This is a genomic window from Streptomyces himastatinicus ATCC 53653 (assembly GCF_000158915.1).
In the GTDB taxonomy this organism is placed as follows: Bacteria; Actinomycetota; Actinomycetes; order Streptomycetales; family Streptomycetaceae; genus Streptomyces; species Streptomyces himastatinicus.
On sequence record NZ_GG657754.1, the window covers coordinates 6,643,235 to 6,666,222 of the forward strand.

26 protein-coding genes and 1 tRNA gene are annotated in these 22,988 nt (G+C 71.2%); 11 read left to right on the forward strand and 16 right to left on the reverse strand.

The genetic code is table 11. From position 1 onward, the window contains the following. Positions 1-24 precede the first annotated feature (24 nt). A complete protein-coding gene (locus SSOG_RS28375) occupies positions 25-2,517 on the reverse strand; it encodes a glycosyltransferase (RefSeq protein ID WP_050799994.1) in 2,493 nt (830 codons plus the stop codon). Positions 2,518-2,704: 187 nt separating this feature from the next. Between SSOG_RS28375 and SSOG_RS28380 the strand changes: the two genes are divergently transcribed. Beyond that, positions 2,705-2,977, forward strand: coding sequence for a hypothetical protein (locus SSOG_RS28380; RefSeq protein WP_009717697.1), 273 nt, complete (start codon positions 2,705-2,707; stop codon positions 2,975-2,977). 3 nt (positions 2,978-2,980) lie between these two features. Here the strand turns inward: SSOG_RS28380 and SSOG_RS57575 are convergent, their stop codons facing one another. The 3 genes from SSOG_RS57575 to SSOG_RS28390 form a co-directional block, all read right to left on the reverse strand. Beyond that, positions 2,981-3,115 (reverse strand): hypothetical protein, encoded by a 135-nt coding sequence (locus tag SSOG_RS57575; RefSeq protein ID WP_281048127.1) that lies wholly within the window; start codon positions 3,113-3,115, stop codon positions 2,981-2,983. Between the two features lie 146 nt (positions 3,116-3,261). Further along, positions 3,262-4,626, reverse strand: coding sequence for an MFS transporter (locus tag SSOG_RS28385; protein ID WP_009717699.1), 1,365 nt, complete (start codon positions 4,624-4,626; stop codon positions 3,262-3,264). Further along, the gene (locus SSOG_RS28390) at positions 4,623-5,195 is read right to left on the reverse strand and encodes a TetR/AcrR family transcriptional regulator (protein WP_009717700.1); all 573 of its coding nucleotides are present in this window, start codon (positions 5,193-5,195) and stop codon (positions 4,623-4,625) included. The genes SSOG_RS28385 and SSOG_RS28390 overlap by 4 nt, the downstream gene beginning before the upstream one ends. An 86-nt stretch (positions 5,196-5,281) precedes the next feature. Here SSOG_RS28390 and SSOG_RS28395 point away from each other — a divergent pair, with 86 nt between their 5' ends. The 3 genes from SSOG_RS28395 to SSOG_RS28405 all read left to right on the forward strand — a co-directional run bounded on the left by SSOG_RS28395 (position 5,282) and on the right by SSOG_RS28405 (position 7,145). Beyond that, positions 5,282-6,043 (forward strand): Clp protease N-terminal domain-containing protein, encoded by a 762-nt coding sequence (locus SSOG_RS28395; RefSeq protein WP_009717701.1) that lies wholly within the window; start codon positions 5,282-5,284, stop codon positions 6,041-6,043. A gap of 105 nt (positions 6,044-6,148) precedes the next feature. Further along, positions 6,149-6,382: a hypothetical protein gene (locus tag SSOG_RS28400; RefSeq protein WP_234365179.1), complete on the forward strand. Its 234-nt coding sequence runs from the start codon at positions 6,149-6,151 to the stop codon at positions 6,380-6,382. 157 nt (positions 6,383-6,539) lie between these two features. Beyond that, the gene (locus SSOG_RS28405) at positions 6,540-7,145 is read left to right on the forward strand and encodes a histidine phosphatase family protein (protein ID WP_050799995.1); all 606 of its coding nucleotides are present in this window, start codon (positions 6,540-6,542) and stop codon (positions 7,143-7,145) included. A gap of 15 nt (positions 7,146-7,160) precedes the next feature. Here the strand turns inward: SSOG_RS28405 and SSOG_RS28410 are convergent, their stop codons facing one another. The 4 genes from SSOG_RS28410 to SSOG_RS28425 all read right to left on the reverse strand — a co-directional run bounded on the left by SSOG_RS28410 (position 7,161) and on the right by SSOG_RS28425 (position 9,743). Beyond that, a complete protein-coding gene (locus SSOG_RS28410; protein ID WP_009717704.1) occupies positions 7,161-7,691 on the reverse strand; it encodes a hypothetical protein in 531 nt (176 codons plus the stop codon). A gap of 138 nt (positions 7,692-7,829) precedes the next feature. Then, positions 7,830-8,945 (reverse strand): methyltransferase domain-containing protein, encoded by a 1,116-nt coding sequence (locus tag SSOG_RS28415; protein WP_039938909.1) that lies wholly within the window; start codon positions 8,943-8,945, stop codon positions 7,830-7,832. A 253-nt stretch (positions 8,946-9,198) separates the two neighbouring features. Continuing rightward, the gene (locus SSOG_RS28420) at positions 9,199-9,378 is read right to left on the reverse strand and encodes a hypothetical protein (RefSeq protein WP_106516469.1); all 180 of its coding nucleotides are present in this window, start codon (positions 9,376-9,378) and stop codon (positions 9,199-9,201) included. Beyond that, positions 9,375-9,743 carry an ATP-binding protein gene (locus SSOG_RS28425; RefSeq protein WP_342634343.1) on the reverse strand — a complete coding sequence of 123 codons (369 nt, stop codon included), beginning with the start codon at positions 9,741-9,743 and terminating at the stop codon, positions 9,375-9,377. The genes SSOG_RS28420 and SSOG_RS28425 overlap by 4 nt, the downstream gene beginning before the upstream one ends. Before the next feature lie 211 nt (positions 9,744-9,954). Between SSOG_RS28425 and SSOG_RS28430 the strand changes: the two genes are divergently transcribed. Continuing rightward, positions 9,955-11,214 (forward strand): helix-turn-helix domain-containing protein, encoded by a 1,260-nt coding sequence (locus SSOG_RS28430; protein ID WP_009717707.1) that lies wholly within the window; start codon positions 9,955-9,957, stop codon positions 11,212-11,214. Then, complete coding sequence (locus tag SSOG_RS28435) at positions 11,199-11,738, forward strand: GNAT family N-acetyltransferase (protein ID WP_009717709.1); 540 nt, start codon at positions 11,199-11,201, stop codon at positions 11,736-11,738. Before SSOG_RS28430 ends, SSOG_RS28435 begins: the two co-directional genes overlap by 16 nt. Before the next feature lie 327 nt (positions 11,739-12,065). Here SSOG_RS28435 and SSOG_RS28440 read toward each other — a convergent pair whose 3' ends face one another. After that, the gene (locus tag SSOG_RS28440; RefSeq protein WP_009717711.1) at positions 12,066-12,626 is read right to left on the reverse strand and encodes a TetR/AcrR family transcriptional regulator; all 561 of its coding nucleotides are present in this window, start codon (positions 12,624-12,626) and stop codon (positions 12,066-12,068) included. A gap of 91 nt (positions 12,627-12,717) precedes the next feature. Between SSOG_RS28440 and SSOG_RS28445 the strand changes: the two genes are divergently transcribed. The 4 genes from SSOG_RS28445 (at position 12,718) to SSOG_RS28460 (ending at position 15,079) form a co-directional block, all read left to right on the forward strand. Then, on the forward strand, positions 12,718-13,404 hold the full coding sequence (locus tag SSOG_RS28445; RefSeq protein ID WP_009717712.1) for an SDR family oxidoreductase: 687 nt from the start codon (positions 12,718-12,720) through the stop codon (positions 13,402-13,404). A gap of 30 nt (positions 13,405-13,434) precedes the next feature. Beyond that, positions 13,435-13,560 (forward strand): aldo/keto reductase, encoded by a 126-nt coding sequence (locus SSOG_RS51350; protein WP_342634419.1) that lies wholly within the window; start codon positions 13,435-13,437, stop codon positions 13,558-13,560. Between the two features lie 134 nt (positions 13,561-13,694). Then, positions 13,695-14,714, forward strand: coding sequence for an NADP-dependent oxidoreductase (locus SSOG_RS28455; RefSeq protein ID WP_009717713.1), 1,020 nt, complete (start codon positions 13,695-13,697; stop codon positions 14,712-14,714). An 80-nt stretch (positions 14,715-14,794) separates the two neighbouring features. Then, complete coding sequence (locus tag SSOG_RS28460) at positions 14,795-15,079, forward strand: hypothetical protein (protein WP_009717714.1); 285 nt, start codon at positions 14,795-14,797, stop codon at positions 15,077-15,079. A gap of 96 nt (positions 15,080-15,175) precedes the next feature. On the opposite strand, the gene SSOG_RS28465 is transcribed toward SSOG_RS28460, so the two are convergent. The 4 genes from SSOG_RS28465 to SSOG_RS57955 form a co-directional block, all read right to left on the reverse strand. Continuing rightward, positions 15,176-15,248 (reverse strand) — tRNA-His (locus SSOG_RS28465). Positions 15,249-15,341: 93 nt separating this feature from the next. Further along, entirely contained in the window at positions 15,342-15,950 is a 609-nt protein-coding gene (orn, locus tag SSOG_RS28470; RefSeq protein ID WP_009717715.1) for an oligoribonuclease, read from the reverse strand. Positions 15,951-15,955: 5 nt separating this feature from the next. Next, positions 15,956-17,284: a helix-turn-helix domain-containing protein gene (locus tag SSOG_RS28475; protein ID WP_009717716.1), complete on the reverse strand. Its 1,329-nt coding sequence runs from the start codon at positions 17,282-17,284 to the stop codon at positions 15,956-15,958. A gap of 513 nt (positions 17,285-17,797) precedes the next feature. Next, complete coding sequence (locus SSOG_RS57955) at positions 17,798-18,187, reverse strand: hypothetical protein (RefSeq protein WP_342634345.1); 390 nt, start codon at positions 18,185-18,187, stop codon at positions 17,798-17,800. 566 nt (positions 18,188-18,753) lie between these two features. Here SSOG_RS57955 and SSOG_RS28485 point away from each other — a divergent pair. Beyond that, positions 18,754-19,275: a universal stress protein gene (locus tag SSOG_RS28485; RefSeq protein WP_009717718.1), complete on the forward strand. Its 522-nt coding sequence runs from the start codon at positions 18,754-18,756 to the stop codon at positions 19,273-19,275. 482 nt (positions 19,276-19,757) lie between these two features. On the opposite strand, the gene glmS is transcribed toward SSOG_RS28485, so the two are convergent. The 3 genes from glmS to SSOG_RS28500 form a co-directional block, all read right to left on the reverse strand. Then, complete coding sequence (gene glmS / locus SSOG_RS28490) at positions 19,758-21,599, reverse strand: glutamine--fructose-6-phosphate transaminase (isomerizing) (protein WP_009717719.1); 1,842 nt, start codon at positions 21,597-21,599, stop codon at positions 19,758-19,760. Between the two features lie 86 nt (positions 21,600-21,685). Then, complete coding sequence (locus SSOG_RS28495) at positions 21,686-21,961, reverse strand: hypothetical protein (RefSeq protein ID WP_009717720.1); 276 nt, start codon at positions 21,959-21,961, stop codon at positions 21,686-21,688. A 67-nt stretch (positions 21,962-22,028) separates the two neighbouring features. Then, a complete protein-coding gene (locus SSOG_RS28500) occupies positions 22,029-22,937 on the reverse strand; it encodes a DUF4429 domain-containing protein (RefSeq protein WP_009717721.1) in 909 nt (302 codons plus the stop codon). Between the last annotated feature and the right edge of the window lie 51 nt (positions 22,938-22,988).

A 22,988-nucleotide genomic window follows, 5' to 3' on the forward strand; every position in this document is an offset into this window, starting at 1 on the left:
GCGGAACGCTCCAGGGATAATCGGCTAACGAGCGCTTCCGACGCGGGATTCGGAACCGGCGGCACCTTCACCTGCCTGGCTCATGGGGCCGTCGCCCAGGTGGTGGGGGTGCACCACTTCCACCGCGGGCAGCGCCCAGCACTCGACGCCCATGTCCTGGGCCAGCGCGGCCAGTCCCTCGGTCTCGATCAGCCCGCGGTGGGGGACGGCCGGGAACACCAGGCCGTCGCGGTGCAGATCGGCGTGGACCAGCAGGGCCGTACCGCCGACCGCGTCGACGCGGACGGTCTCGCGTGCGCGCAGTTCGTCGAGATAGATCCGGCCGAACCCCTTCGGCGGCTGGAGGATGCCGTCCCGGAGCCACTGGTCCCAGTTCAGCGTGTGCGCGTCCGGGCGCAGCACGAAGGTGTTGAGGTCGAAGCTGGGCCCGGCGGGCTCGGTGACGCAGTGCGGGACGACGATCTCCCGGCGGGCGCCCAGCAGGCGCTGGACGAGGTCGGCCGGGTAGTCGGTCACATCGACGTCGAGCCACAGCACCCACCGCTCGTCGGCGAGGGCGCGGGACAGCAGGTGGTTACGGGCCCTCGCCAGCACCGATCGCCGCTGCCGCTGGACGGCCGGCTCCCAGCGCGGCCCGGCCAGCTCCAGGCCGAAGTGGCGCCGTACGAGAGTGACGCGCCGGAACTCCGCCTCCAGCCCGGGCAGCGCGTCCTGGAGGGCCTCCCAGGTCCCGTCACGGCTGTCGCCTTCCAGCAGGCCGACCGAGACCGCGTCGCGGGGGTAGTCGAGGGTGTGCAGGTTGTCGAGGTAGCGCGGCAGGAAGGCGGCGGCATTCTTGACGGGGGTGAGGACGAGGAGCGGGGGATGCCCGTCGGTGTCGGTGCGTACGTCCACGGGGGCGGGGCGCCTGGCGTGAGGGACGCGCGCCGAAGGCCCGCCGGTGACGCCGGCCGCCTCACCGGCGGTGTCCGGGGCCGTGTACCGCGCGGCGGCGGCCGGGTTCTCGGCGTCGATGACATCCGCCGGGGCGAGGGGCAGCCGTGCCGCCATCGCGTGCACCTGGTCCGTATAGGAGTCGCCCGTGGGCCACACCTGGGTGGCGGCGTCGAAGAGGCTCGTGAAGTGCGGCTCGTCGAACGTGTTGGCCCCGTGGATCACGTAGGTGTACAGCTCCGGTGCGTCCAGGGACACGGTCCGTCCGCCGCGTACCACGGCCTCCGCGACCGGGGAGTCCTCGCCGCTCCGCCGCTCCGGATAGCGGGGGAGCGCGTCCTTCGCGCAGAGCATGGAGCTTTCCCACACCCGTACCCCGGAAAGCGCCAGCTTGCGGCGCGCGGGCCACCACAGCCGCTCACGGGCCAGGAAGCACGCCGTGGCGTCCAGCCCGAGGACCGCCGCCATCTGGATCTCCAGCCGCTCCGGGTCGTACAGGTCGTCGTCGTCCCACTGGCACACGTACGCCCCGGTGGCCAGGTCCACCGCGATGTTGCGCAGCTCGCCCAGCGTCCGCCCCTCAGGTGGCAGCCGGTGGAGGCGGATCCGCGGGTCGGCGAGGGCGCGTACGTGCTCCTCGAGGGAGTCGTCCGCGCCGTCGTCCACCACGACCAGTTCCGCGCGGGTGTAGGTCTGGGCGAGGAAGCACCGGATCGCCCGCTCGGCCAACGGCAGCCGGTCCTTGGTCACCATCAGACAGGACACCGTCGGCGCGGCCGACCCCGAGGCCCACCGTCGTCGCTGCGCGTCGAGGTCGACCACGCCGTGGGCGCAGGGGTGCAGCTCCTGGCTCGTCCAGAACCTGACCTGGCGGCCGGTCGAGGCCGCCGGCGGACCGGAGTCCTCACGCGCCCAACTGCTCGACCAGTGGTGCACGGCGTGGGCGCGGTCCCGATCCACCTCCCGCCGCCCGAACAACTCCTCCGCGAAGGCGCTCAGCGCGGGATACACGGTCTCCGCGCCCAGGATCGTGATCGAGCAGTCCTCCGGCGCGCTGTCGACCGCGCGCGTGAGCAGGAACGGGCCCGTCGCGTCCAACGGGCCGGGCATGGTGTGGGCGCCGACGAGCTGCCGGTGCACATGCGGCCAGAACGGATGGCCCGGCCGTGACGCCATGAACGCGTTGCCGACGATGCGCGGCAGACCGCTGCGGCGGTTCCACGGCAGTCCGGTGTGTTCCTCCGGCTCGAGACCGAGGACGAGCTCCTTCCCGGCGAGGAGCCCGGCCATCGGGCGCAGACACTCGAAGTCCATGTCGACGTACAGCCCGCCGAAATGGTCGAGGAGGAAGTAGCGGATCGCGTCGGCCCGTTTGATCGGCTCGGCATAGCCGTCATAGACGGGCAGGAACCAGGCGTAGTGCTGTTCGAGGAACGCCCGGTTGTCGGCGTCCGTCCACAGCCGGTACTCCCAGTCGGGATGGTGCCGGCGCCAGGTCTCGGACCACGTCCGCCACTTCGGCGGTACGTCCGCGTTCTTCCAGGTCTGGTGAATAAGAGGTGGAATCCCCTGCTTCTTGGGCATCCGCACAGTATGTCCATGCGGCGTGCCCACCGGGCGGAGCGCGTCGTCGGGACATCACCCGCCCGGCCCAGCGCACACACCGGACCAGGTGGGAAGGGCCTGCGCGTCGCCGTGGGACGCCGAGCGGGAGTCGCCCGTCCGGGGCATCCGGGGTGCGCGGGCGTCCTGCGGGCCGCAGCGTGGAGCCATGACCGAGAGCGAGAGCCCGCGCGTCACCCGGCCGACGATGGTGGTGCTCGGCGTCCAGGACGGCACGCCTCCCTACCGCCTGGTGGAGGTCGCGGGGGAGCTGGTCGGCAAGGCGCACTCGGTCCTGGACGTCATCGAGATCGCCCGCCAGCTCGGCCTGGACGACATCGACCTGGACGACCCGGACGTGGTCCGCTGGGTCGGCGGCGACAAGTTCACCTGGACCCCGTGGTGGCCCCGCCACCCGCCCAAGCCCGAGCCGCGGGCCTGAGGGCTACTGCTGCTGCGCGGGTTCCGATGCGGCCTTCAGCCGCGCCGCCGCCTTCCGGGTCACGTCCTGCACGAAGGCGGTCTCGCTGCTGGGGGAGAAGGTCACCTCGACGACCGTGGCGCCTTCCCGGATCTGCACCACGTTGGGGTCGGGCTCGGGGAGGCGGAGTCGTGCGACGCCTTCCCCTCCGGCTTCCCGCCGGATTCCGCGCCACAGCCCGCCGTGACCAGCATGGCCGCGACACAGACCGCTCCGGCCACCGTCTTCATGAACGGCTCAACGGCTCAACGGCTCAACGGCTCACGGCCGGGCAGGGCGACCGTGAGCAGCGCGCCCAGCGCCGCGACCGCCGCGAGGGCGGCCAGGGCGGGCCCCATCGCCGCGGCGAAGGCCCCGGCGCCCGGCAGCCGCAGCAGCATCGTCGCGGCGGCCACCCCGAGCGTCGGCCCGATGTTCATGGCGGTCTGCTGGAGGCCGCCCGCCACGCCCGCGTGCTCCAGGGACGCGTGGTGCACGATGACGGCCGTCGCGGTGACCATCACGGTGGCGAAACCGGCCCCGAGCGCGAAGAAGCAGCCGCCGATCTCCGGGGCGGTGGCCGCCCGGTCGAGCCGAGAGAAGAGCAGGATGCCGAGCGCGACGAGGACCATCCCCGCGCCCGCCGTACGCCGTGGCCCGTACCGGCGTGCCAGGACGGCCGACACCGGCGCGCCCAGCACCATCGTCGCGGCCAGCGGCAGCACCCGCAGCCCGCTCTCCAGCGGGTCCAGACCCAGGACGTCCTGGAGGAAGTACGTGCCGACGAACAGCGCCCCGAACAGCGCCGCCGACGCCGTCACCAGCACCCCGAGTGCCGAGGCGACCGTCGCCGAGCGCAGCACGCCGGGCGGCACCAGCGGGCTCGGTGTGCGGCGCCCGTGCCGTACGAACGCGCCCCCGGCGGCCGCCACGGCGAGGAACCCGAGCGCGGTGGCCGTCGTCCAGCCGGTCTCCGGTATCCCGGCGAGCGTATGGACCAGGCACACCAGGGCCAGCGCCAGCAGACAAGCGCCCGGCAGGTCGAGGGCCACGCCGGTGCGCGGCCCGTCCGCGGGGATGCGTACGACGAGCGCCAGCACACCGACCGCGACCGCGGGGGCCACGCTCAGGAAGAAGACCGACCGCCAGCCGAACTGCGCGGCGAGCGCCCCGCCCACGATCGGCCCGGCGGCCGCCGCCACCCCGATGGCGCTGGTGCGCAGCGCGATCGGCATCCCGAGCAGGTCGCGCGGGTACGCGGCGCGCAGCATGCCGAGGGTGGCGGGCTGGAGCAGCGCGCCGAACACGCCCTGCGCGACCCGCAGTCCGATCACCCAGCCGATGCCGGGCGCCGCCCCGATCCCCGCGGACGTGGCGGCGAAGCCGAGCGTGCCGACCGCGAACACCCGCTGGTGTCCGTACCGGTCGCCGAGCCGCCCGGCGAACACCAGCAGACTGGCGACGGCGATGAGATAGCCCGTACTGGTCCACTGGACCTGCACGAACGAGGCGTGGAGATCGCGCTGGAGGGCGGGCTGGACGACGGTCAGCACGGTGCCGTCGAGGGCGACGATCACGGCGCCGGTGATGCTGCCGACGAGGGTGAGCCGCTGCCGGTGCCGCGTCTTCACGCCGTCCCCAGGTGCGCGTCCATCGCAACCCGCAGCAGCGGTTCGACGTCCTCGGAACCGGTCGCGAGCTGGAGGCTGCCCCATTGCCGCAGTTGGGCGATGCCGTGCAGATTGGCCCACAGCGCCCCAGCGACGAGATCCGCCTCGGCCTCGGGGCGCACCCGGTGGACCAGCCCCGCCAGCACCTCGAACAACGGCAGACTGGTCTCCCGCAGCCCCAGCTGGTTGCTCTCCAGCAGGTCGTGACGGAACATCAGCTCGAACATGCCGCGGTTGGTCCGCGCGAACTCCAGATAGACCCGCCCCAGCGCCATCAGCTGCTCCCGGGGTTCCGGGCGCCCGTCCTGGACCGCCGCCCCGGCCTCCCGGGCCAGCGCTTCGAAGCCGCGCCGCGCGATGGCCGACAGCAGCGACAGATGCGTCGGGAAGTAGCGCCGCGGCGCCCCGTGCGAGACCCCGGCCTGCCGTGCGATCTCTCGCAACGACAGGGCCGCTACGCCTTCCCGGTCCACCAATGCGACGCCCACGTCGACCAGTCGGGCCCGCAGCCCCGTGTCCTCTTCGCTCATAGACAGTGTCTACCAGTCGTGCGTAGACACTGTCTACTGTCAACCAAGGGTTGACACGAATCAGAGTGTCAACCCATAGTTGACACATGACGAACCCGGACGCGAACGCGCAGCCCGTCGACATGACGCACTCCGTACGCCTCGACGACCTGATCGAGGCCATCAAGAAGACCCACACCGACGCCCTCGAGCAGCTCACCGACGCGGTCATCGCCGCCGATCACCTCGGGGACGTGGCCGACCACCTCATCGGCCACTTCGTCGACCAGGCCCGCCGCTCCGGCGCGTCCTGGACCGACATCGGCAAGAGCATGGGCGTGACGCGGCAGGCGGCCCAGAAGCGCTTCGTCCCCAAGGGCTCCGCCGCCCAGGACCTCGACCCCAGCCAGGGCTTCGGCCGCTACACCCCGCGCGCCCGGAACGTCGTGGTCTCCTCCCAGAACGAGGCCCGCGCGGCCAACAACGCCGAAATCCGCACCGAACATCTCGTCCTCGGCCTCCTCGCCGAGCCCGAGGGGGTCGGCGCCAAGGCGATCACCGCCCAGGACGTCCTGCTGGACACCGTCCGGCAGGCCGCCACCGCCGCCCTCCCGCCCGCCGTCGACTCCATGCCCGCGCTCGTCCCCTTCGACGCGAGCGCCAAGAAGGTCCTCGAACTCACCTTCCGCGAGGCCCTGCGCCTGGGCCACAACTACGTCGGCACCGAGCACATCCTGCTCGCCCTCCTCGAGCACGAGGACGGCTCGGGGCTGTTCGCGGACCTCGGTATCGCCAAGGCCGGTGTCGAGGCGTCCGTCGTCCGGATGCTGGAGCAGATCAAGGTGACCTTCCCCGAGGAGGACGCGTAACCCGCGGATGACCCCTGGGACGCCGCCCGCCGAACGAGTAGCGCGGGCGGCGTGGGGTGACCGGTACGCACATACGCCCGAAGCGTCGGACTTATGATCCAACGCGTGGACATCCCCGACAGAATCATCGCCCTCCAGCAGGCCGCCGACGCCGAGCACGCCAAACTGGCCGGACTCGCCGACGCCGAACGCGAAACCCAGTGGAAGCACTGGTACGAGGCCGCGGTCACCGTGCAGGCCGCCGTCACCGACCACGCGCGGGAAGCCGGACTCAGCCGGTCCGCGCTGGAGTCCGCCGTGAAGAAGGCCGTACGACATCCGGCTCCGGCCGACGGCTGAGCCCACGCACCTGCCCCGGGGAGTGTGAGCTGCGCGACCCCGCCGCGTGTTCCCTCCCCGGACCGGCTGAGCGACGATGAGGGTGGTGGCCCGGCCCCCACGGCCGGGCGCCGCACCCCGCATCCGCGCCCGCTCCCCGGAAGGACGCCGTCCGCTGATGCGTCTCCTGCTCGTCCGCCATGGCCAGACCCCCTCCAACCTCATCCACGCCCTGGACACCGACATGCCGGGCGCGGAACTCACCCCGCTCGGACGGCAGCAGGCGGAGGGCCTGGTGGGGCGCCTCGCGGACGAGCGCATCGACGCCCTGTACGCCTCCCCGCTGCGCCGCGCCCAGCAGACGGCGGCACCCCTCGCCCGCGACCGCGGCCTGGAGGTCGTCGTCCGCGAGGGCATACGCGAGCTGCGCGCCGGTGACCTGGAGATGCGCGACGACGGCGAGTCCGTGCAGCTCTACCTCAAGACGGTGATGGCCTGGGCCGCCGGTCAGACCGATCTGCCGATGCCGGGAGGGCAGACCGGCGAGGAGGCCCTGGCCCACTACGACGAGGTGATCGAGGAGATCGCCGACTCGGGAGCGGAGCACGCCACCGTCATCAGCCACGGCGCCGCCATCCGCACCTGGGCCGGTGCCCGCGCCCTCAACATCGACGCCGCGTTCGCCGCCCGGCACCCCCTGGAGAACACCCAGGTCGTGACCCTGGACGGCGCCCCGCGCTGCGGCTGGACCGCCACCCACTGGGGCACCGAACCGCTCGTCTGAGGCGACGGAACAGCCTCAGAAATTGCCGTTGGACAGGATCTCGCCCTCGGCGTCATAGACCGTGACGAGTCCGTTCTCGGAGTTCTTCCAGTCGGCGAAGGCCGACGCGATCAGTTTGCCGTCGGACGCGTGCGGGCCCATCATGCCGCCGGTGTAGTCGGTCCACACCTCGGCCGAATCCAGGACGTCGTTCTGCTCGTCCGCGCCCTGGACCTTGGTCACGTGCCCGACGGCCGCCTTCTCGGGAGGCGTGCCGTTCTTGGCGACGAAGTCCGCGAACTCCCGCGCCTGGCTCCTGTCCGCGGACTTGGCGTCGGCCTGCCCGGGTTCCGTCTTCTTCCGGGGCGCGGAGACCGCGGTGCCGGACCCGCCGGAGTCCTCGCTCTCTTTCCCACCGCCGGACGCGATGCCGCCGATGACGCCCACCGCGATGAGCGCCCCGACGGCGGTGAGCACCTTGTGCCGGGCGAACCAGCTCCGCTGAGGCTGCGGCGGGACGGCCTGCGGCATGGACTGCTGTGGTGCGGTGTGCACGGTGTCCCCCATATGTGTCGCTTGATGCGGTCGGCGTCGGGAGGGGAACGTATCAATGGATAAGCGGACTTGATGCTCTCTTGAACACCTGAGGATGGTTCTTGGGGATTTTGCCGAAGCTCGGCCGCGATGTGAGATACAGGGGCGCACCTACACGCCCGGCCAGCGCGTACCCAGCTCCGCGTCCCGGCACCAGGCGTACTGCTGATCGGGCGTCACCGTCAGGCCGAAGTCGTACAGCTCGGGACGCCCCTCCGCCAGCCACCGGTCCCACCCTCGCTCCACCTCGTCCGCCAGACGCCGGGGCCCGCCCTGGTGGGCGGCCGTGGTGCCGTCGCCGACCGCGGCGAGCATCGCCCATGACGTCGAACCGTCGTGGAGCCAGGCGTTCAGCCCGTCCTCGTCCTCGGCCGTCGTGATCCGTACGTCCGGTGCGGAGACGCGCAGGGCGAACCGCAGGTGCCAGTCGTCGCGAAGCGGCGTCAGGTCCCGCGTGAACGGCCGCTCGTCCGCGTACGCAGCGGCCTCGCGGACCTCCTCGAAGGGCCGGCCCGGGTCCGTACCGCGAGCGGGCATGAACGTGGCCAGGCCCTGCACCCATCCGCTCGCCGACCGGCCGTCGTCGGCGACCGTGAGCGCGACATGCCCCAACCGGCCCCAGGGGACGACGATCCGGCCGCCCGGCCGGGTCTGCTCGGCCCACGCCCACGGGACGCGGTCGACCGCGTAGGTGGCGATCACGCGGTCGTACGGCGCGCCCGCCGACCACCCCGCGGCGCCGTCGGCGACCCGCACGTCCACGTCCGCCCCGGCCCGCTCGAGCCGCCCGGCCGCGGCCGCCGCCAGCTCGGTGTCCACCTCGACGCTGACCACGGAGCCCGCGCGCCGGGCGAGCAACGCCGCGTTCCAGCCCGTACCGGTGCCCAGCTCCAGCACCCGCTGACCGGGCTCCAGGAGCAGCGCGTCGAGCATGTCCACCACGACGCCCTGCGCGGACAGACTCGACGACGGCACGCCCCCGCTGATCTCGGTGACCGCGGCCGTGTCCGGCGAGCCGTACACCTCGGCCGCCCACTCCGCGAAGGCGATACCGCGGTCGATGGGCACGTACGCCCGCCCGTTCCAGCGCCAGAGCCGGTCCGGCGCGAAGGCGTCCCGCGGCGTGGCCGCGACCGCGGCTCGGATCCACGGTGACCGCCCGGGCCACGCGCCGCGCTGGTCCATGGCGGCCTCCAGCGCGGCGCGCGGCCCCTCGTGGCCGGTCACTTCCGGTGCGCCCCGTTCCCGGGCTGCGGCGGCGGCACCTGTCCATCGGAATTGCCCGGCGGCGGCTTGCCCTGGCTCGTGTCCGGCGGCGGCTTCTCGTGCTTCCCCACGGCTTCGTCCCCTCCGTTGTGAGGCGTGAGCGTTCATGCTGACGCCGGACCGGCGTACGCGGCAGGGCGCACGGGCGCTCCGGGCGGGCGGCGTCGGGGCGCGCGCCTAGGGCTGATCAGCCCGGAAGGGAGAGCGGGGTGGCCTATTCCCTTCGCGGCGCGGTCACCGTCAGCCGCTCGGGGCTCTCGGAGGTCCATTCCCTGCCCCCGGTGAGCGCCCGGAGGATGTACGTCTTTCCCTCGCGCACGTCCGAGACGACCGCGTACCGGCCGGTGTCCTCGTCGCGGACCCGGTCGCCCACCCACACCTTCCCGTCCTTCACCCGGCCGCCTCGCACTTCATCTCGGCCCAGACCTGCTTGCCCCAGCGGTACAGATCCGTCCCCCATCGCTCGGCGAGGGCGTCGACGATGAGCAGGCCACGGCCCCTGGTGCTCTCGCCGTTGGAATCTGTCCGCAGGAGCGGTACGGACCGGGTTCGGTCCGAAACGCCGAGGCAGATGAACTCCTCGGACGGCCGGGTGACGACAACCCGGATCGACTCCAGGCGGGCGTGATTCACGGAATTGGAGACCAACTCGGTGATCACCAGCGCGGCATCATCGATCAGGTCCTCCTGACCCCAGGCGGCCAGTGCGGTGCGCACGAGCCTGCGGGCGGCTTCCGCGCTCTCCGGTACGCGTCGCATGGTCTGTGAATATCCGGGGTGCCCCTTGGGGCGAGGTGTGGCGGTCACGGGCATCAGGACCTCGGTAAGTGCGAAGTGAACGGCCTTGCCCGAGTGAACGACGGCTCGCCGCGCGCGATGAGGAAATGTCAGCTGGATGCGCAATCCGTACAACCGGAAATTATCGACCGACTCTTCTCACCGAGGGGGCTTGGCTGGCTACGGTGGGTAGGTGGAGGAGAACGAGAGCCTCAATAACGCCATGCAAGAGCTCGGCCTCACTCAGGCCGGGCTGGCCGATGCGCTGAACGACCACCTGATGTCCCAGGGGCATGAGGGCACGGTGAGCGACCGGACGGTCCGTCACTGGCTGGCCGGAAAATCCCGATGGCCGCACCCTCGGCAGAGGGCGGCGTTAGAGGCAGTATTCGGGTGTACCGCCGAAGAACTGGGATTCGTCCCACCGGTCCGAAGATGCCCCGTCACGGAACGGGAGGAGCCCGTGAGGCGCAGGAACTTCCTCACCGCAACCACCGGTACGACGGCCGCGGTTGCCGTGCCCCTCGTCGCACGACACTCCGTAGGCACCTCCGACGTGATCCGCCTCCGTTCCGGAGTGGACGACTTAGTGGCGTTGGATGCCACACGGGGAGGTCATGACGAACTGGAGCGTAGGGCCCTCGCCGGGGCGGCCGAGGCGCTGGAGAAGCAGAAGCTGGGCGCCTCCCAGCGCATCCGCCAGAGGCTGTTCAGTGTGGCCGCCGATTACATGTGCGGGGCCGCTTGGTCGGCCATCGACGACAAGCGGACCGACCGGGCCCGGGGCTTGCTGGACCGGGCACTCTATATGGCCGGGATGGCCAAGGACTCCATCGCCGGGCTGGAAGCCTGGAACATGTACTCCGTTCTCGCCCTGCATCGAGGTGAGTACACCGAGGCCGTCGACTCCGGCTATGCGGCGCAGGCGACGGCCATCGCCCGACGCGACCCGTTCTACGCCTCTCTGGCCCACGCCCGAACGGCGCTTGCCCACTCCACCCTGGGCGACCGACAGGCCGCCTTACGCTCCCTCGGGTGCGCCCACGAGGCATTGGGCAAGGCGTCCCTGGATGATCCCCGGCCGAGCTGGATCGCCTTCTACGGACCTGCCGAGCTGCTCGCCCTCACGGCCATCGCCCGGGACAAGATCGGCGAACCGGCGGAGGCCGAGGCTGCCTCTCACCAGGCCCTGGCGAGCATTCCGAAGGAGTTCCGCCGCAACCGCGCCCTGGCCACCGCGCGGCTCGCCCTGAGTCAGCTTCACCAGCGCGACATCGACCAGGCGTGCGCTACCGCTTCCACCGTCTTCACGCTGATGGCCGGGCACCCGATCCCCGGCCGTATGCGCTCTCTTCTCGGCGACTACTACCGGGACTTGATCACCCTTGCCCCCGACGCGAGCGTCGCCCGGGAGTGGGCCGACCGCTACCGAACCGAATGGAGCCGAGCTTGAGCGCCGCTGGTCTGAACATCCGCCACTTCACCCACGTGGATCTTCCGGAGATCCGTCAGACGCTGATCGACCTGCATAACGACGCTTATGCGGACGCGATGGATGATGAGTTCAATCAGCGCTTCCCCTGGTTCGTGGACCACTGGGGCGGCCGCCCCGGGTTCTTCTGCGTGATCGCGTACGACGGCGACAAGGCGGTGGGCTTCGCGTACGGCGCCCCGGGCACGCCCGGTCGCGAATGGTGGCGTGACCACGTCGACCCGGCGCCCGAGAAGCACCGGACCTTCTCGTACTCCGAACTGTCTGTCAGCCCGGGGTGGCGGAAGCAGGGCGTGTCCGAGCGGCTGACCCGCGCGCTCATGGAAGGACGGGACGAGGATCTCGTGGTCCTGCTCGTGGACAGGGAGCACCCGCGGGTGCAGGCCCTGTACGAGTCCTGGGGCTTCCGGAAGGTGGGGGAGGACCAGCCCTTCCCGGACTCCCCGGTCTTCGCCGTGATGCTCGCCGAACTGCCGCTGAGCTGAACCGCTATGGGTGCCCCAAGATGTTCGGGGCGACCGTAGCCGCCCCGGTGCTGATGAGGGTGCCCCGGTGCGCCGTTCCTCGCTACTGAAGAAGGCGCCCGCACCGCCGCCGCCCACACCGGTCGGGCCATCGTCATGGCCGAAGTCGCAGTGGCCCGTGACCGCGGCGCCCTGGCGCAATACCTGCGCAATGACGTCGCCCCGCTACGCCGAGGCCGCTTCCGCACGCAGAAGATCCGCCAGCACCCCACGCTCGCCGTCGAGTCCGGCGTTCCCGGGCACGACGGGTTCGTGATGCGCACACCACGCCCGGCGCCGTGTCGCTGATCAGCTCGTTGCCGTCAAGGCCTCGCGGGCGGCGGTGAGGATCTGCTCGGAGAGTGGGGAGCCCTTGGTGGCGCGGGCCAGGACGAGGGCGCCGAGCATCGTGCACAGCCGGGTGAGGCCGTCCTCGTCCTCGGTGGCGAGCCACTCGGCGAAGTCACCCACGCCCTCGGCGTAGACGCGGCGGGCCTCGCGGTCTTCGGGTTCGCGCGCCATGTCGTTGGCGAGCGCGGCGGCGGGGCAGCCGTCCGCCGCGCTGTCGCGGTGCTCGGTCGAGAGGTAGGTGTCGATCAGCGCCTGCTGGGCGGCGTCGCGCTGACCGGCGTACTGCTCAAGCCCGTCGTTACGAAGCCGGGTGAGCCCCTCGAAGGCGTGGGCGGTGGCTTCGTCGACGAGCGCCTCCTTGGAGGCGAACTGCTTGTAGAAGCCGCCGTGGGTCAGACCAGCCGCCTTCATGAGGTCCGCGACGCTGACGTGGGTGCCCTGCTCCCGGAACAGCCGGGAGGCGGTGTCCACGACCCGCCTGCGGTTTTCCTCCGCTTGCGCCTGCGATACGCGGCCCATCGGGCACCTCCCGGTTTGGATGTCGATTGACATCCATTCTAGGGCGTGCTTTAGATTATGGACGCCATCTAATTCAGCGCTGGGAGCAGGCATGGAACTGAAGAACGCGGTCGCGGTGGTCACCGGCGCCAACCGGGGGCTCGGGCGGCATCTGGCCGCCCAGCTCGTGGAGCGCGGGGCGAAGGTGTACGCGGCGGCCCGCCGCCCCGAGACGGTGGACCTCCCGGGCGTCACCCCGCTGCGGCTGGACGTGACGGACGAGGCGTCGATCCGGGCCGCGGCCCGTACCGCATCCGACGCGACGCTGCTGGTGAACAACGCGGGCATCTCCACCGCCACGCCACTGATCGCGGGCGGCCCGGATACGGTGCGCCTGGAGATGGAGACGAACTTCTACGGTCCGCTCACCGCGACGCGGGCCTTCGCCCCCGTCATCGAGGGCAACGGCGGCGGCGCCGTGCTCAACGTCCTGTCCGTCCTGTCCTGGCTGCACCCCGCCCATCTCGGGTCCTACGCCGCGACCAAGGCCGCGGCATGGGCGCTGACCGACGCGGCCCGGGAGGAACTGGCGCCGCGCGGTATCGCCGTCTCGGCGCTGCACGTCGGCTACATGGACACCGACATGGCCGCGGGCGTCCCCGCCGACCAGAAGGCCGACCCCGCCGAGGTCGCCGCACAGGCCCTGCACGGCATCGAGACGGGCCTGCCCGAGATCCTCGCCGACGAGATCACCCGGCACGTCCGGCAGAGCCTGGCCGCCTCGCCGAACGCGGCGTGAGCGCACCCCCTGTCGACCTTTGAGTGAAACCTGGTCGCCTCGGTGGAGGCCAGCCTGAAGCGCCTGGGTACCGGCCACGCCGACCTGCTCTGGGCGCACTTTCCCGACGAGCTCACGCCCGTGGAAGAGATCCTGCGCGGGCTCGACGCGAAGTGAGCGAGGTGCCGCCCGGAGTCCCCACGAGGCGATCGCCGGGTCCCTGGGCGGTGTCCAGGACGGCGCCTCCGGCCGCGTCATTCCCTCAGCCGCGCCGGTGGCCTGACGCCCCAAGGCGAGAAACGGAGACGACGATGAAGGCCTTCATGGTCGAGCGGTACGGCGACCAGGCCGGGGTGCGCGCCGGCGAGATGCCCGATCCGCGGGTGGGCGCCGACGACGTCCTGGTCCGGATCCACGCGGCGAGCGTCAACCCGCTGGACCTCAAGCTCCGCGACGGGGAGTTCAAAGCGATCCTGCCCTACCGTCTCCCGCTCATCCTGGGCAACGACTTCGCCGGAGTGGTGGTCCGGACGGGATCGGCCGTCACACGGTTCGCGGTGGGCGACGAGGTCTACGCGCGGCCCGGCAAGGACCGCATCGGCACGTTCGCCGAACTCATCGCCGTCCACCAGGACGACGTGGCGATCAAACCGACCACGCTCACCATGGAGGAGGCCGCGTCCCTTCCCCTGGTCGCCCTGACCGCGTGGCAGGCGCTGGTCGAGCGGGCACACGTGAAGCCAGGACAGAAGGTCCTGATTCATGCGGGCTCCGGCGGCGTCGGCACCATCGCCATCCAGCTGGCGAAGCAGCTGGGCGCGCACGTGGCCGCCACCGCGAGCACGGCCAAGGCCGACCTGGTGAAGGGGCTCGGCGCGGACGTCGTCGTCGACCACAAGCAGCAGGCTTTCGAGACGGTCCTCGACGGCTACGACGTCGTCCTGGACGCCCTCGGCGGCCAGACGCTCAAGAAGTCCCTGCGGGTGCTCAAGCCCGGCGGAATGGTCATCGGCATCGCAGGCCCGCCCGACGCGGCCTTCGCCCGCGAGCTGGGCGCGAACGCGATCCTCCGGCTGGCGATGAGCGCGCTGAGCTACCCGACCCGGCGCCGCGCCAAGCGCCGGAACGTGACGTACTCGTTCCTGTTCATGAGGGCCAGCGGCGACCAGCTGCGCGAACTCACGCCGCTCGTCGACGCCGGGAAGATCCGTCCCGTCGTCGACCGAGTCTTCCCGTTCGAGGAGACCCGGGAAGCCATGGAGTATGTCGAGAAGGGCCGCGCGAAGGTCGGCAAGGTCGTCGTCGCGATGACCTCGGGGCACGACGACTGACTCGCTTCGTCCTGTGTCACTCGCCCGAGCCTGGGCACACGGGGGTGGACCCAAGGGGGGCCTCCCGGAGGAGCACCGCCGTGATCAAGAAGCTGCACGACATGGGCCTGCGCAGCGAACACGCCTACACCGCCGCTGTCGCCTCCATCGGACTGTCCATAGTGACCTGGGCCGCCTCGCTCCGCGCCGAGCCCGGCCGCGGCCTCGACCGGGCGGACCGGTGGGGGATCTTCGTCGGCGAGTGGGCGCCCACCTTCTTCGGCCTCGGTATCGCCTTGTCCCACTACGAGCAGGAAGAAGGCTCGCTGATGGAGAAGGCGCACGCCAACGGGGAACGGCAGCGGCAGATGGCAGGCACCGCGTAGGCCGGCCGGACCCCTGCGTGTTCCCTGTGTGTTCCCACGGCACGGGGCACGACGAAGGGCCGACCTGCTTCCGCAGGTCGGCCCTTCGTCGTTCAGGGTGAGTAACGGGACTTGAACCCGCGACATCCTGGACCACAACCAGGTGCTCTACCATCTGAGCTATACCCACCACGACCGCTGCGTTCCGCACCGGCCGAGAAAAACTATACAGGGTCGGCGGGGGTGCTCGCTCCCGGCTTTATGGCGCGCCGGGAGCGAGTCGCTACGGCTGCCGGGCGGGCAGGACGTGGCGGGCCGCGATGGTCTTCGCCGTGTCCGAGTCCGGGCCCGGCTGGGGGACGAAGACGGCCTCCCGGTAGTAGCGCAGTTCGGCGATCGACTCGTGGATGTCGGCGAGTGCGCGGTGGTTGCCGTTCTTCTTCGGGCTGTTGAAGTAGGCCCGCGGGTACCAGCGGCGGGCCAGCTCCTTGACCGAGGAGACGTCGACGATCCGGTAGTGGAGGTACGCCTCGAGCGTCGGCATGTCCCGCAGGAGGAAGCCCCGGTCGGTGGAGACCGAGTTTCCGCACAGCGGGGCCTTGCCGGCGTCCGGGACGTGCTCGCGGATGTACGCCAGGACCTGGGCCTCGGCATCAGCCAAGGTGGTCCCGCCGTCCAGCTCCGCGAGCAGTCCGGAAGCCGTGTGCATCTCCCGCACCACCTCGGGCATGGTGGTCAGCGACTCGGCGGGTGGCCGGACAACGATGTCCACTCCGTCGCCCAGAATGTTCAGCTCGGAGTCCGTGACCAGCGCGGCCACCTCGATGAGCGCGTCGTCCGACAGCGAGAGCCCGGTCATCTCGCAGTCGATCCACACCATGCGATCGTTCATACGTCTCACCCTACGGGGCGTTCCCGCTGGCCGGGCAGGGTCGGACGGCCTGGTGCGCGGCCCGTGGCCTGCTCGGGCAGGCGTGGGGCGTACGCATCGGATTCCGGCTTGCCCGGTTCCGTACCGCCCGGTGGATGCGGCGAGTGCGGAGGGTGATGGTGGTGGCTCGTATGAGTGACCGGTCCGCCGGGTCGGCGCAGCGGCATGGCGTGCTCACCGGGGCGCTGTTCGAGCACCTCGGCACGGTCGCCGCCGCCGAGCCGTTCGGCCCGCTCCATCCGGTCCAGCCGGTCCGGGCCGCGGTCCGGGGCGCCGCCCTGGGGCCTGCGGGCGCGGTACGCGGCCCGGTAGGCGGCCGGGGAGGACCCCAGCTGCCGCCGGAAGTGCCCGCGCAGCGCGACCGGGGACCGGAAACCGCAGCGCCCGGCGACCTCGTCGACCGAGTAGTCGGAGGTCTCCAGGAGCCGCTGGGCCTGGAGCACCCGCTGGGTGATCAGCCACTGGAGTGGAGCGCTCCCAGTGAGCGACCGGAACCGGCGGTCGAAGGTGCGGCGGCTCATATAGGCGCGGGCGGCCAGGGCCTCGACGTCGAACTGCTCGTGCAGATGCTCGAGCGCCCACGCCACGACCTCGGCGAGCGGATCCGCGCCGATCTCCTCTGGTAACGACCTGTCCAGGTAGCGCTCCTGCCCTCCACTGCGGCGCGGCGGCACGACGAGCCGGCGGGCCAAGGCCCCCGCGGCGTCCGCGCCGTGGTCGGTGCGCACGATGTGCAGGCACAGGTCGATCCCGGCGGCGGTGCCCGCCGAGGTCAGTACGTCGCCGTCGTCCACGAACAGCTCGCGCGGATCCACGTGGACGGATGGGTAGCGCTTGGCGAGCGTCGGCGCGTACATCCAGTGGGTGGTCGCCGGGCGGCCGTCGAGCAGCCCCGCGGCGGCCAGTACGAAGGCCCCGGTGCACAGGCCCACGATGCGCGCGCCCTCCTCGTGCGCGCGCCGCAGCGCGTCGAGCGCGGCGGCCGGTGGCGGCTGGGTGATCGACCGCCAGGCCGGTACGACGACGGTGCCGGCCCGGGACAGCGCCTCCAGGCCGTATGGTGCGGTCAGTTCCAGTCCGCCAGTCGTTCGCAGTGGCACATCTTCGCCCGCGCACACCAGCAATCGGTACCGAGGGACTCCGGCGTCCTGCCGGTCGATACCGAAGACGGAGAGCGGGATGGAGCTTTCGAAGATCGGTCCGCCGCTGAACAGCAGCACCGCGACGATTTCTCGTCGCCGGCGTCCGGAGAGCTTGCGCGAGGTCTCCGGTACGGTCGTGGAGTCCTGGCTCATGGCTCTAAGCCCCCCTCGGTGGTCGCGTCCTCTCGGTCCTGCACGTTTCCCCTCGGTCCTGAACGGTTCCCCCGCCGGTCATGGCCAAGATCGAATCTACTGTGTCGCGTGTGGTCGCCGTGACCAGTTCACCACCCGCCACTATGTCGACATGACAACTTGGCGCGAAGCATTCGATCACGAAGCGTTGCACTCGTAGCCCTCGCTGTGAAGTGGGCCTCCTGCTGACGCCCACTTCCCGTAGGGGGTACGGGTGGCTCGTACCCCTTTCCACGCTGGCCGGAAGGGGGTTGAGCATGGCGTTTGCCAAGGGAAGAACTGGGATGCGAAGTTGGCCGAAAACCAGCGGGCGCAGACGTGCGGACGGGTCCTTCGACCGGCGTACGACCGGCTCATGCCGCGTCGCGGTCGGGTGTACGGAGTACGACGTGGCGCGCTTCCGGAGCCGTCCAGGAGCCGTCCCGGCCCCCGTCCCGCGAGCGCCCAGGGGTGCCGGCGGTACGGGGCCCGGTGTCAGGTCCGGCGGCCGCCCCGGTGCGTCCCGATCCCGGTGCGACTGTGCCGCCCGCGGTGCGGGCTCGCGGCGCCGGAGCCCAGCCGGGCGGCCGCGCGTTCGTAGTAGCGCAGGAGGCAGCGGCTGGCGGTGGTCACGGCGGCCAGGCCCACGGCGGCGCCCACCGCGCCGCTCAGCGGCGATCCACAGAGGAGGAGGACGGCGGGGACCACGGCGCAGCCGAAGGCGGACCAGCGGATGACCTCGTTCACCGGGTCGCCGCCGGAGACGCTGCCGGGGCCACTGGCACCGGTGGCACCTCGGGTGTCGCCCCGGGTGCCGCCGGGGGCGCTGCCGGGCGGGGCGCCGGGGGTGCCGCCGGGGGCGTCGTACTCACGGATGCCTGGCACGGTGGCGGCTCCTCTCGCGCGGTGGAACGAGCGGTGGACTACAGGGGTGGACAGATGGTGGACAGATGAGGGGAGGGTGGGTCGGCGGACGGTGGAAGGACGGTGGAACGGGGCTCCGGCGCGGGTCGGCACCGGTGTCCTGGAGGGTCCGTGGGGAGGTCGTAGCGGCGGCCGGTGCGGGCCGTCGGGGCCTGTTCCGTACGGAGGTGATCGCTCCGCGGGTACTACAACGTCCGGCCTGCCCACAGGTCACTGCCGGGCGGCCGCACGGCGTACGCGAGGGGTCGGCGAGGTCCGAGTCGGGACCACTTGGGGCATTGCGTTACGGGCCGCCCTCCGGCATGCTCCGGGGAACGCTTCGGCCGCTCCGCTGCCGAGGCATCCCCTGGGCAGGTGAGGAATGGGGCCGTACCCTGGGGGGTAAGGGCTTGGAAAGATGAATCCCGGACGGATTTTCTTCGTTCGATACTCGTCTCGAGCTCTAGCGGAGCTCTAGTCCCCCGCCAACTTCAACCTGAGCCCCCGCCGTATCCCTCCGCACGAGGACACCCTTCGCCGAGACACCGATGGCCGGTCACGAAATCCCCGAACCCGCGGACCGCAAGCGGGTCGCCGATCACCTGGCGCACCCCCAAGCGGCGGAAGAAACACGTCATTCCTGCGATCCAGCCTTCCAGCACGGCGTCGTGGTCGGATTCGACGGTTCCACATCGAGCGAGCGCGCCCTCGCGTACGCCATCGGCATGGCCCGGCGCTCCGGCTCAGGTCTGATCATCGTCCATGTGGCCAACCGGCTGCCGACGACCGTATGGGCGGGCTGCGAGCCGCCCGTCTTCGTCGACGTTCCCGATCACCGCACCGAGGTGCTGGGCCTTGAGCTGGCCTGTGCCGATCACCTCACCGAGGTGCCGTGGATCCTCGTCGAGCGGGGCGGCGACATCTGCCACGAGCTGGAGGAGGTCGGCCGGGAGTACGCGGCCGACGCGATCGTGGTGGGCTCCACGCACGGCCTGGTGGGGCGGATCTTCGGCTCGGTCGCGGGGCGGCTCGCGCGCCGCGCGCAGCGGCCGGTCGTCGTCATCCCCTGAGTGCCAGAGCGCCTGAGCGCCTGAGCGGCGTCCCCTGAGGGTCATCACCTGAGCCCGGCCCGGGCCTTGGGCCGGGCCCGGCCCAAGGCCCGGCCGATCGGCCGTGATCTTTTCTCCAGCGGACCCGCGCCGAAACCTCCGGGCGGGCCCCGCGCCGGGCGGACGTTCAGAACTGGACAGCCTCAACTCCCTTTCCCCGTATCCGAGATGGCCCCAAGACCGTCTTGACACCCGCGGAAACTACCCGCGCGTAGAGGTGGATTGGGCACGTGTGCGGGGCATAAACCGTTCGGCGTGGCGCCGGGCGGGAAGTGACGGTTCTCGCGCGGTGGCCAGCGCCGGCGTAGAGGGCGACGCCGGCCCAGGGGCGGCCCCCGCGTGCGTGGTGGCACACGCGGGGGACCGCCGAGCCTGGGAACTTCGTGGGAGCGTTCCGGCCGTGGATCAGCCGGAGGTGCCGGAGCTTCCGGACGGGCCGGAGGTCACTCCACGGTCACCGACTTCGCCAGGTTGCGCGGCTTGTCGATGTCCCGGCCGAGCGCCAGCGCCGTGTGGTACGCCAGCAGTTGCAGCGGGATGCCCATCAGGATCGGGTCCAGCTCGACCTCGTTGCGCGGTACCACGATCGTGTGGTCCGCCTTCTCCTGCTCTTGGTGCGCGACGGCGAGGATCCGGCCGCTGCGGGCCTTGATCTCCTCCAGGGTCGCGCGGTTCTTCTCCAGCAGGTCGTCGTCCGGGAGGACCGCGACGGTCGGCACCTCGGGCTCGATGAGCGCGAGCGGGCCGTGCTTCAGCTCGGAGGCCGGGTACGCCTCGGCGTGGACGTAGGAGACCTCCTTCAGCTTCAGGGACGCCTCGCGCGCCACCGGGTAGCCGCGCACCCGCCCGACGAACATCATGCTCTTTGCATTCGCGTATTCGGCGGCGAGCTTCTTGATCTCCTCCTCGCCGCGCAGCACCTCGGAGATCTGCTCGGGCAGCTTCCGCAGCCCCGCGATGATCCGCTTGCCGTCGGCGACCGACAGATCGCGGATCCGGCCGAGGTGGAGGGCGAGCAGCGCGAAGGCGACGGCGGTGTTGGTGAAGCACTTGGTGGAGACGACGCACACCTCCGGCCCCGCGTGGACGTACACGCCGCCGTCCGTCTCGCGGGCGATCGCGCTGCCCACGACGTTGACGACGCCCAGCACCCGCGCGCCCTTGCGCTTCAGCTCCTGGACGGCGGCCAGCGTGTCGTACGTCTCGCCGGACTGGCTGACCGCGATGTAGAGGGTGTCCGGGTCCACGACCGGGTTGCGGTAGCGGAACTCGCTCGCGGGCTCGGCGTCCGCGGGGATCCGGGCCAGCTCCTCGATGAGCTGCGCGCCGATCAGGCCCGTGTGGTACGCCGAACCGCAGCCGAGGATCTTGACGCGGCGGACGCCGCGCGCCTCGCGTGCGTCCAGGTTCAGCCCGCCCAGCCGGACGGTGGAGAAACGGTCGTCGATCCGGCCGCGCAGCACCCGGTCCACGGCGTCGACCTGCTCGTGGATCTCCTTGTGCATATACGTGTCGTGGCCGCCCATGTCGTACGACTCGGCCTCCCACTCCACCGTCGTCGGCGCGGGGGCGGTGCGGCTGCCCTCGGTGGTGTAGGTGCGGTAGTCGTCGGCCTTGATGGTGGCCATCTCGCCGTCGTCCAGGGTGATCACCTGGCGGGTGTGGCTGACCAGCGCGGCGACGTCCGAGGCGACGAACATCTCCTTCTCGCCGATTCCCAGCACCACGGGGGAGCCGTTGCGGGCGACGACGATGCGGTCCGGGAAGTCCGCGTGCAGCACGGCGATGCCGTACGTGCCCTCGACCAGGGCGAGCGCGTGGCGGACCTTCTCCTCCAGGGTGGCCGCCTGCGAGCGGCCGATGAGGTGGGCGAGCACCTCGGAGTCGGTGTCGGAGATCAGCTCCACACCGTCGGCGGAGAGCTTGGCGCGCAGGTCGGAGGCGTTGTCGATGATGCCGTTGTGGACGATCGCGACCTTGCCGTCCGCGTCCAGGTGCGGATGGGCGTTGATGTCATTGGGCGCGCCGTGGGTGGCCCAGCGGGTGTGCGCGATGCCCGCGGTGCCTGCGAAGCGCTTGGGCAGCTTGGCCTCGAGGTCGCGGACCCGGCCCTTGGCCTTGGCGGTCTTCAGCCCGGTGGCGGACTGCCCGTTCGCGCCCTTGCCCGGCTTGGCCTGGACGGCGATGCCCGCGGAGTCGTAGCCGCGGTACTCCAGCCGCTGGAGCCCCTCCAGCAGCAGCGGTGCCACGTCGCGTTTTCCGATGTATCCGACGATTCCGCACATGGTGTTCAGGCCCTCCCGATTGAATCGATCATGAATGCTCGCGCGCGGCGGTCCTGCGCCCCGTGTCGCGGGGCGCGTCGGCCGTATCAGCCGTAGACGATGCGGCGCAGCTGGCGCAGCGAGAGTTCGGGCGGCGCCACCGCGCGGTACGGCAGCTCGGCCGTGATCCGCTCGAAGATGTCCGCGTTGGTCAGTCCGCCGGACTGAAGTTCGCGGTGGCGTCGCCGGACGAACTCCTCGGTCGTCTCGTCGAAGTAAGCCAGTACGTCCAGCACCACCCGGGCCGCCTCGCCGCGACTGAGCGGCGTGCTGCGGACCAGGTGGTCGATGAGGTCATCGTGGGACAGACGGCGATCGAGCATCCGTAGATACTGCGGTCCATCGAGGTGATTCGCAAGAATCCTGCCCGATATCGGGCAGGCTCCAGTCTCAATGGCGAGAAAACCGACGGAGGACGGCCTGTTTGGCGGTGGTGAACTCCTCCTCGGTGAGGACCCCGCTCTGGTGAAGATCGCCGAGTTCGCGCAGGCGTCGCAGCAGGGCGTCGTGATCCGCGTCACCGTCGTCGCCCTCCCTCTCCTGACGTCCCGCGGGAGCCGCGTCCAGGACCGGGGGCGCGTCGGCGGGCTCCGGCGGGGCGAACGGATGCGGCATCCGGGCCGTGACGGCGGCCGCGACCAGCGCCATCAGCGGATCCTTGCGGAAGCCGTACAGGACGACGGCGTGCGGGTCGTACTTGGGCGGGGCCGTCGCCGTCGCCCTGTCCACGGTGAAGCGGAGGAAGCCGTTCTCCAGTCCGGCGGCGGGGAACCACTCCACTGCCGCCAGATCCTCCAGCGGGATGGTGCGGGGGCCGCCCGACTTCTTCGACTCCTCCGTCTTCCAGTTCCATTCCAGCCGGATCCGCTCACCGTCGAAGGACGCGGTGGCGTCACCCGCCGTCGCCGACAGCGGCACCGGCGGACCGGGCAGCAGATAGCGGTCGGACGGGCCGGACGGCACCTGGTCGAGCAGCAGGGCCTGCCGGACCTCGTCGACCAGGTACTCGGCGACGCCGGTGCGGTCCGCGTCGACCGACAGCTGATACGGATCGGCCGCGTCCGGCAGTTTGCCGCCCGTGGCCTGCGCCAACGGATCGGCGCCCGGACGTAACCGCAGCCGCAGCCGACCGGACTTCCGCCCCGGTTCGTACGCGACGCCCGCCAGCGCCTCCAGGGGCACGGTCAGTTCGCCGAGCGCCTGCCGCACCAGGTGCACGCTCTTGTCCCGCCCGGGGACGATCCGTACCGACTCACCGTCAAAGGTCCAAGCGCCATCGCGCTGGGTGATTTCCGCCATGGGGTGGATTCTGACAGCCACACAGCGACACATTGGTCTACACCTTGACCC

Coding starts and splice junctions, on each gene's coding strand:
- SSOG_RS28405 (WP_050799995.1), top strand. CDS start 6,540: ATGCGTCTCCTGCTCGTCCGCCATGGCCAGACCCCCTCCAACCTCATC.
- SSOG_RS28395 (WP_009717701.1), top strand. CDS start 5,282: ATGACGAACCCGGACGCGAACGCGCAGCCCGTCGACATGACGCACTCC.
- glmS (WP_009717719.1), bottom strand. CDS start 21,599: ATGTGCGGAATCGTCGGATACATCGGAAAACGCGACGTGGCACCGCTG.
- SSOG_RS28455 (WP_009717713.1), top strand. CDS start 13,695: ATGAAGGCCTTCATGGTCGAGCGGTACGGCGACCAGGCCGGGGTGCGC.
- SSOG_RS28435 (WP_009717709.1), top strand. CDS start 11,199: ATGGAGCCGAGCTTGAGCGCCGCTGGTCTGAACATCCGCCACTTCACC.
- orn (WP_009717715.1), bottom strand. CDS start 15,950: ATGAACGATCGCATGGTGTGGATCGACTGCGAGATGACCGGGCTCTCG.
- SSOG_RS28425 (WP_342634343.1), bottom strand. CDS start 9,743: ATGCGACGCGTACCGGAGAGCGCGGAAGCCGCCCGCAGGCTCGTGCGC.
- SSOG_RS28380 (WP_009717697.1), top strand. CDS start 2,705: ATGACCGAGAGCGAGAGCCCGCGCGTCACCCGGCCGACGATGGTGGTG.
- SSOG_RS28440 (WP_009717711.1), bottom strand. CDS start 12,626: ATGGGCCGCGTATCGCAGGCGCAAGCGGAGGAAAACCGCAGGCGGGTC.
- SSOG_RS28495 (WP_009717720.1), bottom strand. CDS start 21,961: ATGCTCGATCGCCGTCTGTCCCACGATGACCTCATCGACCACCTGGTC.
- SSOG_RS28445 (WP_009717712.1), top strand. CDS start 12,718: ATGGAACTGAAGAACGCGGTCGCGGTGGTCACCGGCGCCAACCGGGGG.
- SSOG_RS28410 (WP_009717704.1), bottom strand. CDS start 7,691: ATGGGGGACACCGTGCACACCGCACCACAGCAGTCCATGCCGCAGGCC.
- SSOG_RS28500 (WP_009717721.1), bottom strand. CDS start 22,937: ATGGCGGAAATCACCCAGCGCGATGGCGCTTGGACCTTTGACGGTGAG.
- SSOG_RS28475 (WP_009717716.1), bottom strand. CDS start 17,284: ATGAGCCAGGACTCCACGACCGTACCGGAGACCTCGCGCAAGCTCTCC.
- SSOG_RS28375 (WP_050799994.1), bottom strand. CDS start 2,517: ATGCCCAAGAAGCAGGGGATTCCACCTCTTATTCACCAGACCTGGAAG.
- SSOG_RS28485 (WP_009717718.1), top strand. CDS start 18,754: ATGGCCGGTCACGAAATCCCCGAACCCGCGGACCGCAAGCGGGTCGCC.
- SSOG_RS28390 (WP_009717700.1), bottom strand. CDS start 5,195: ATGAGCGAAGAGGACACGGGGCTGCGGGCCCGACTGGTCGACGTGGGC.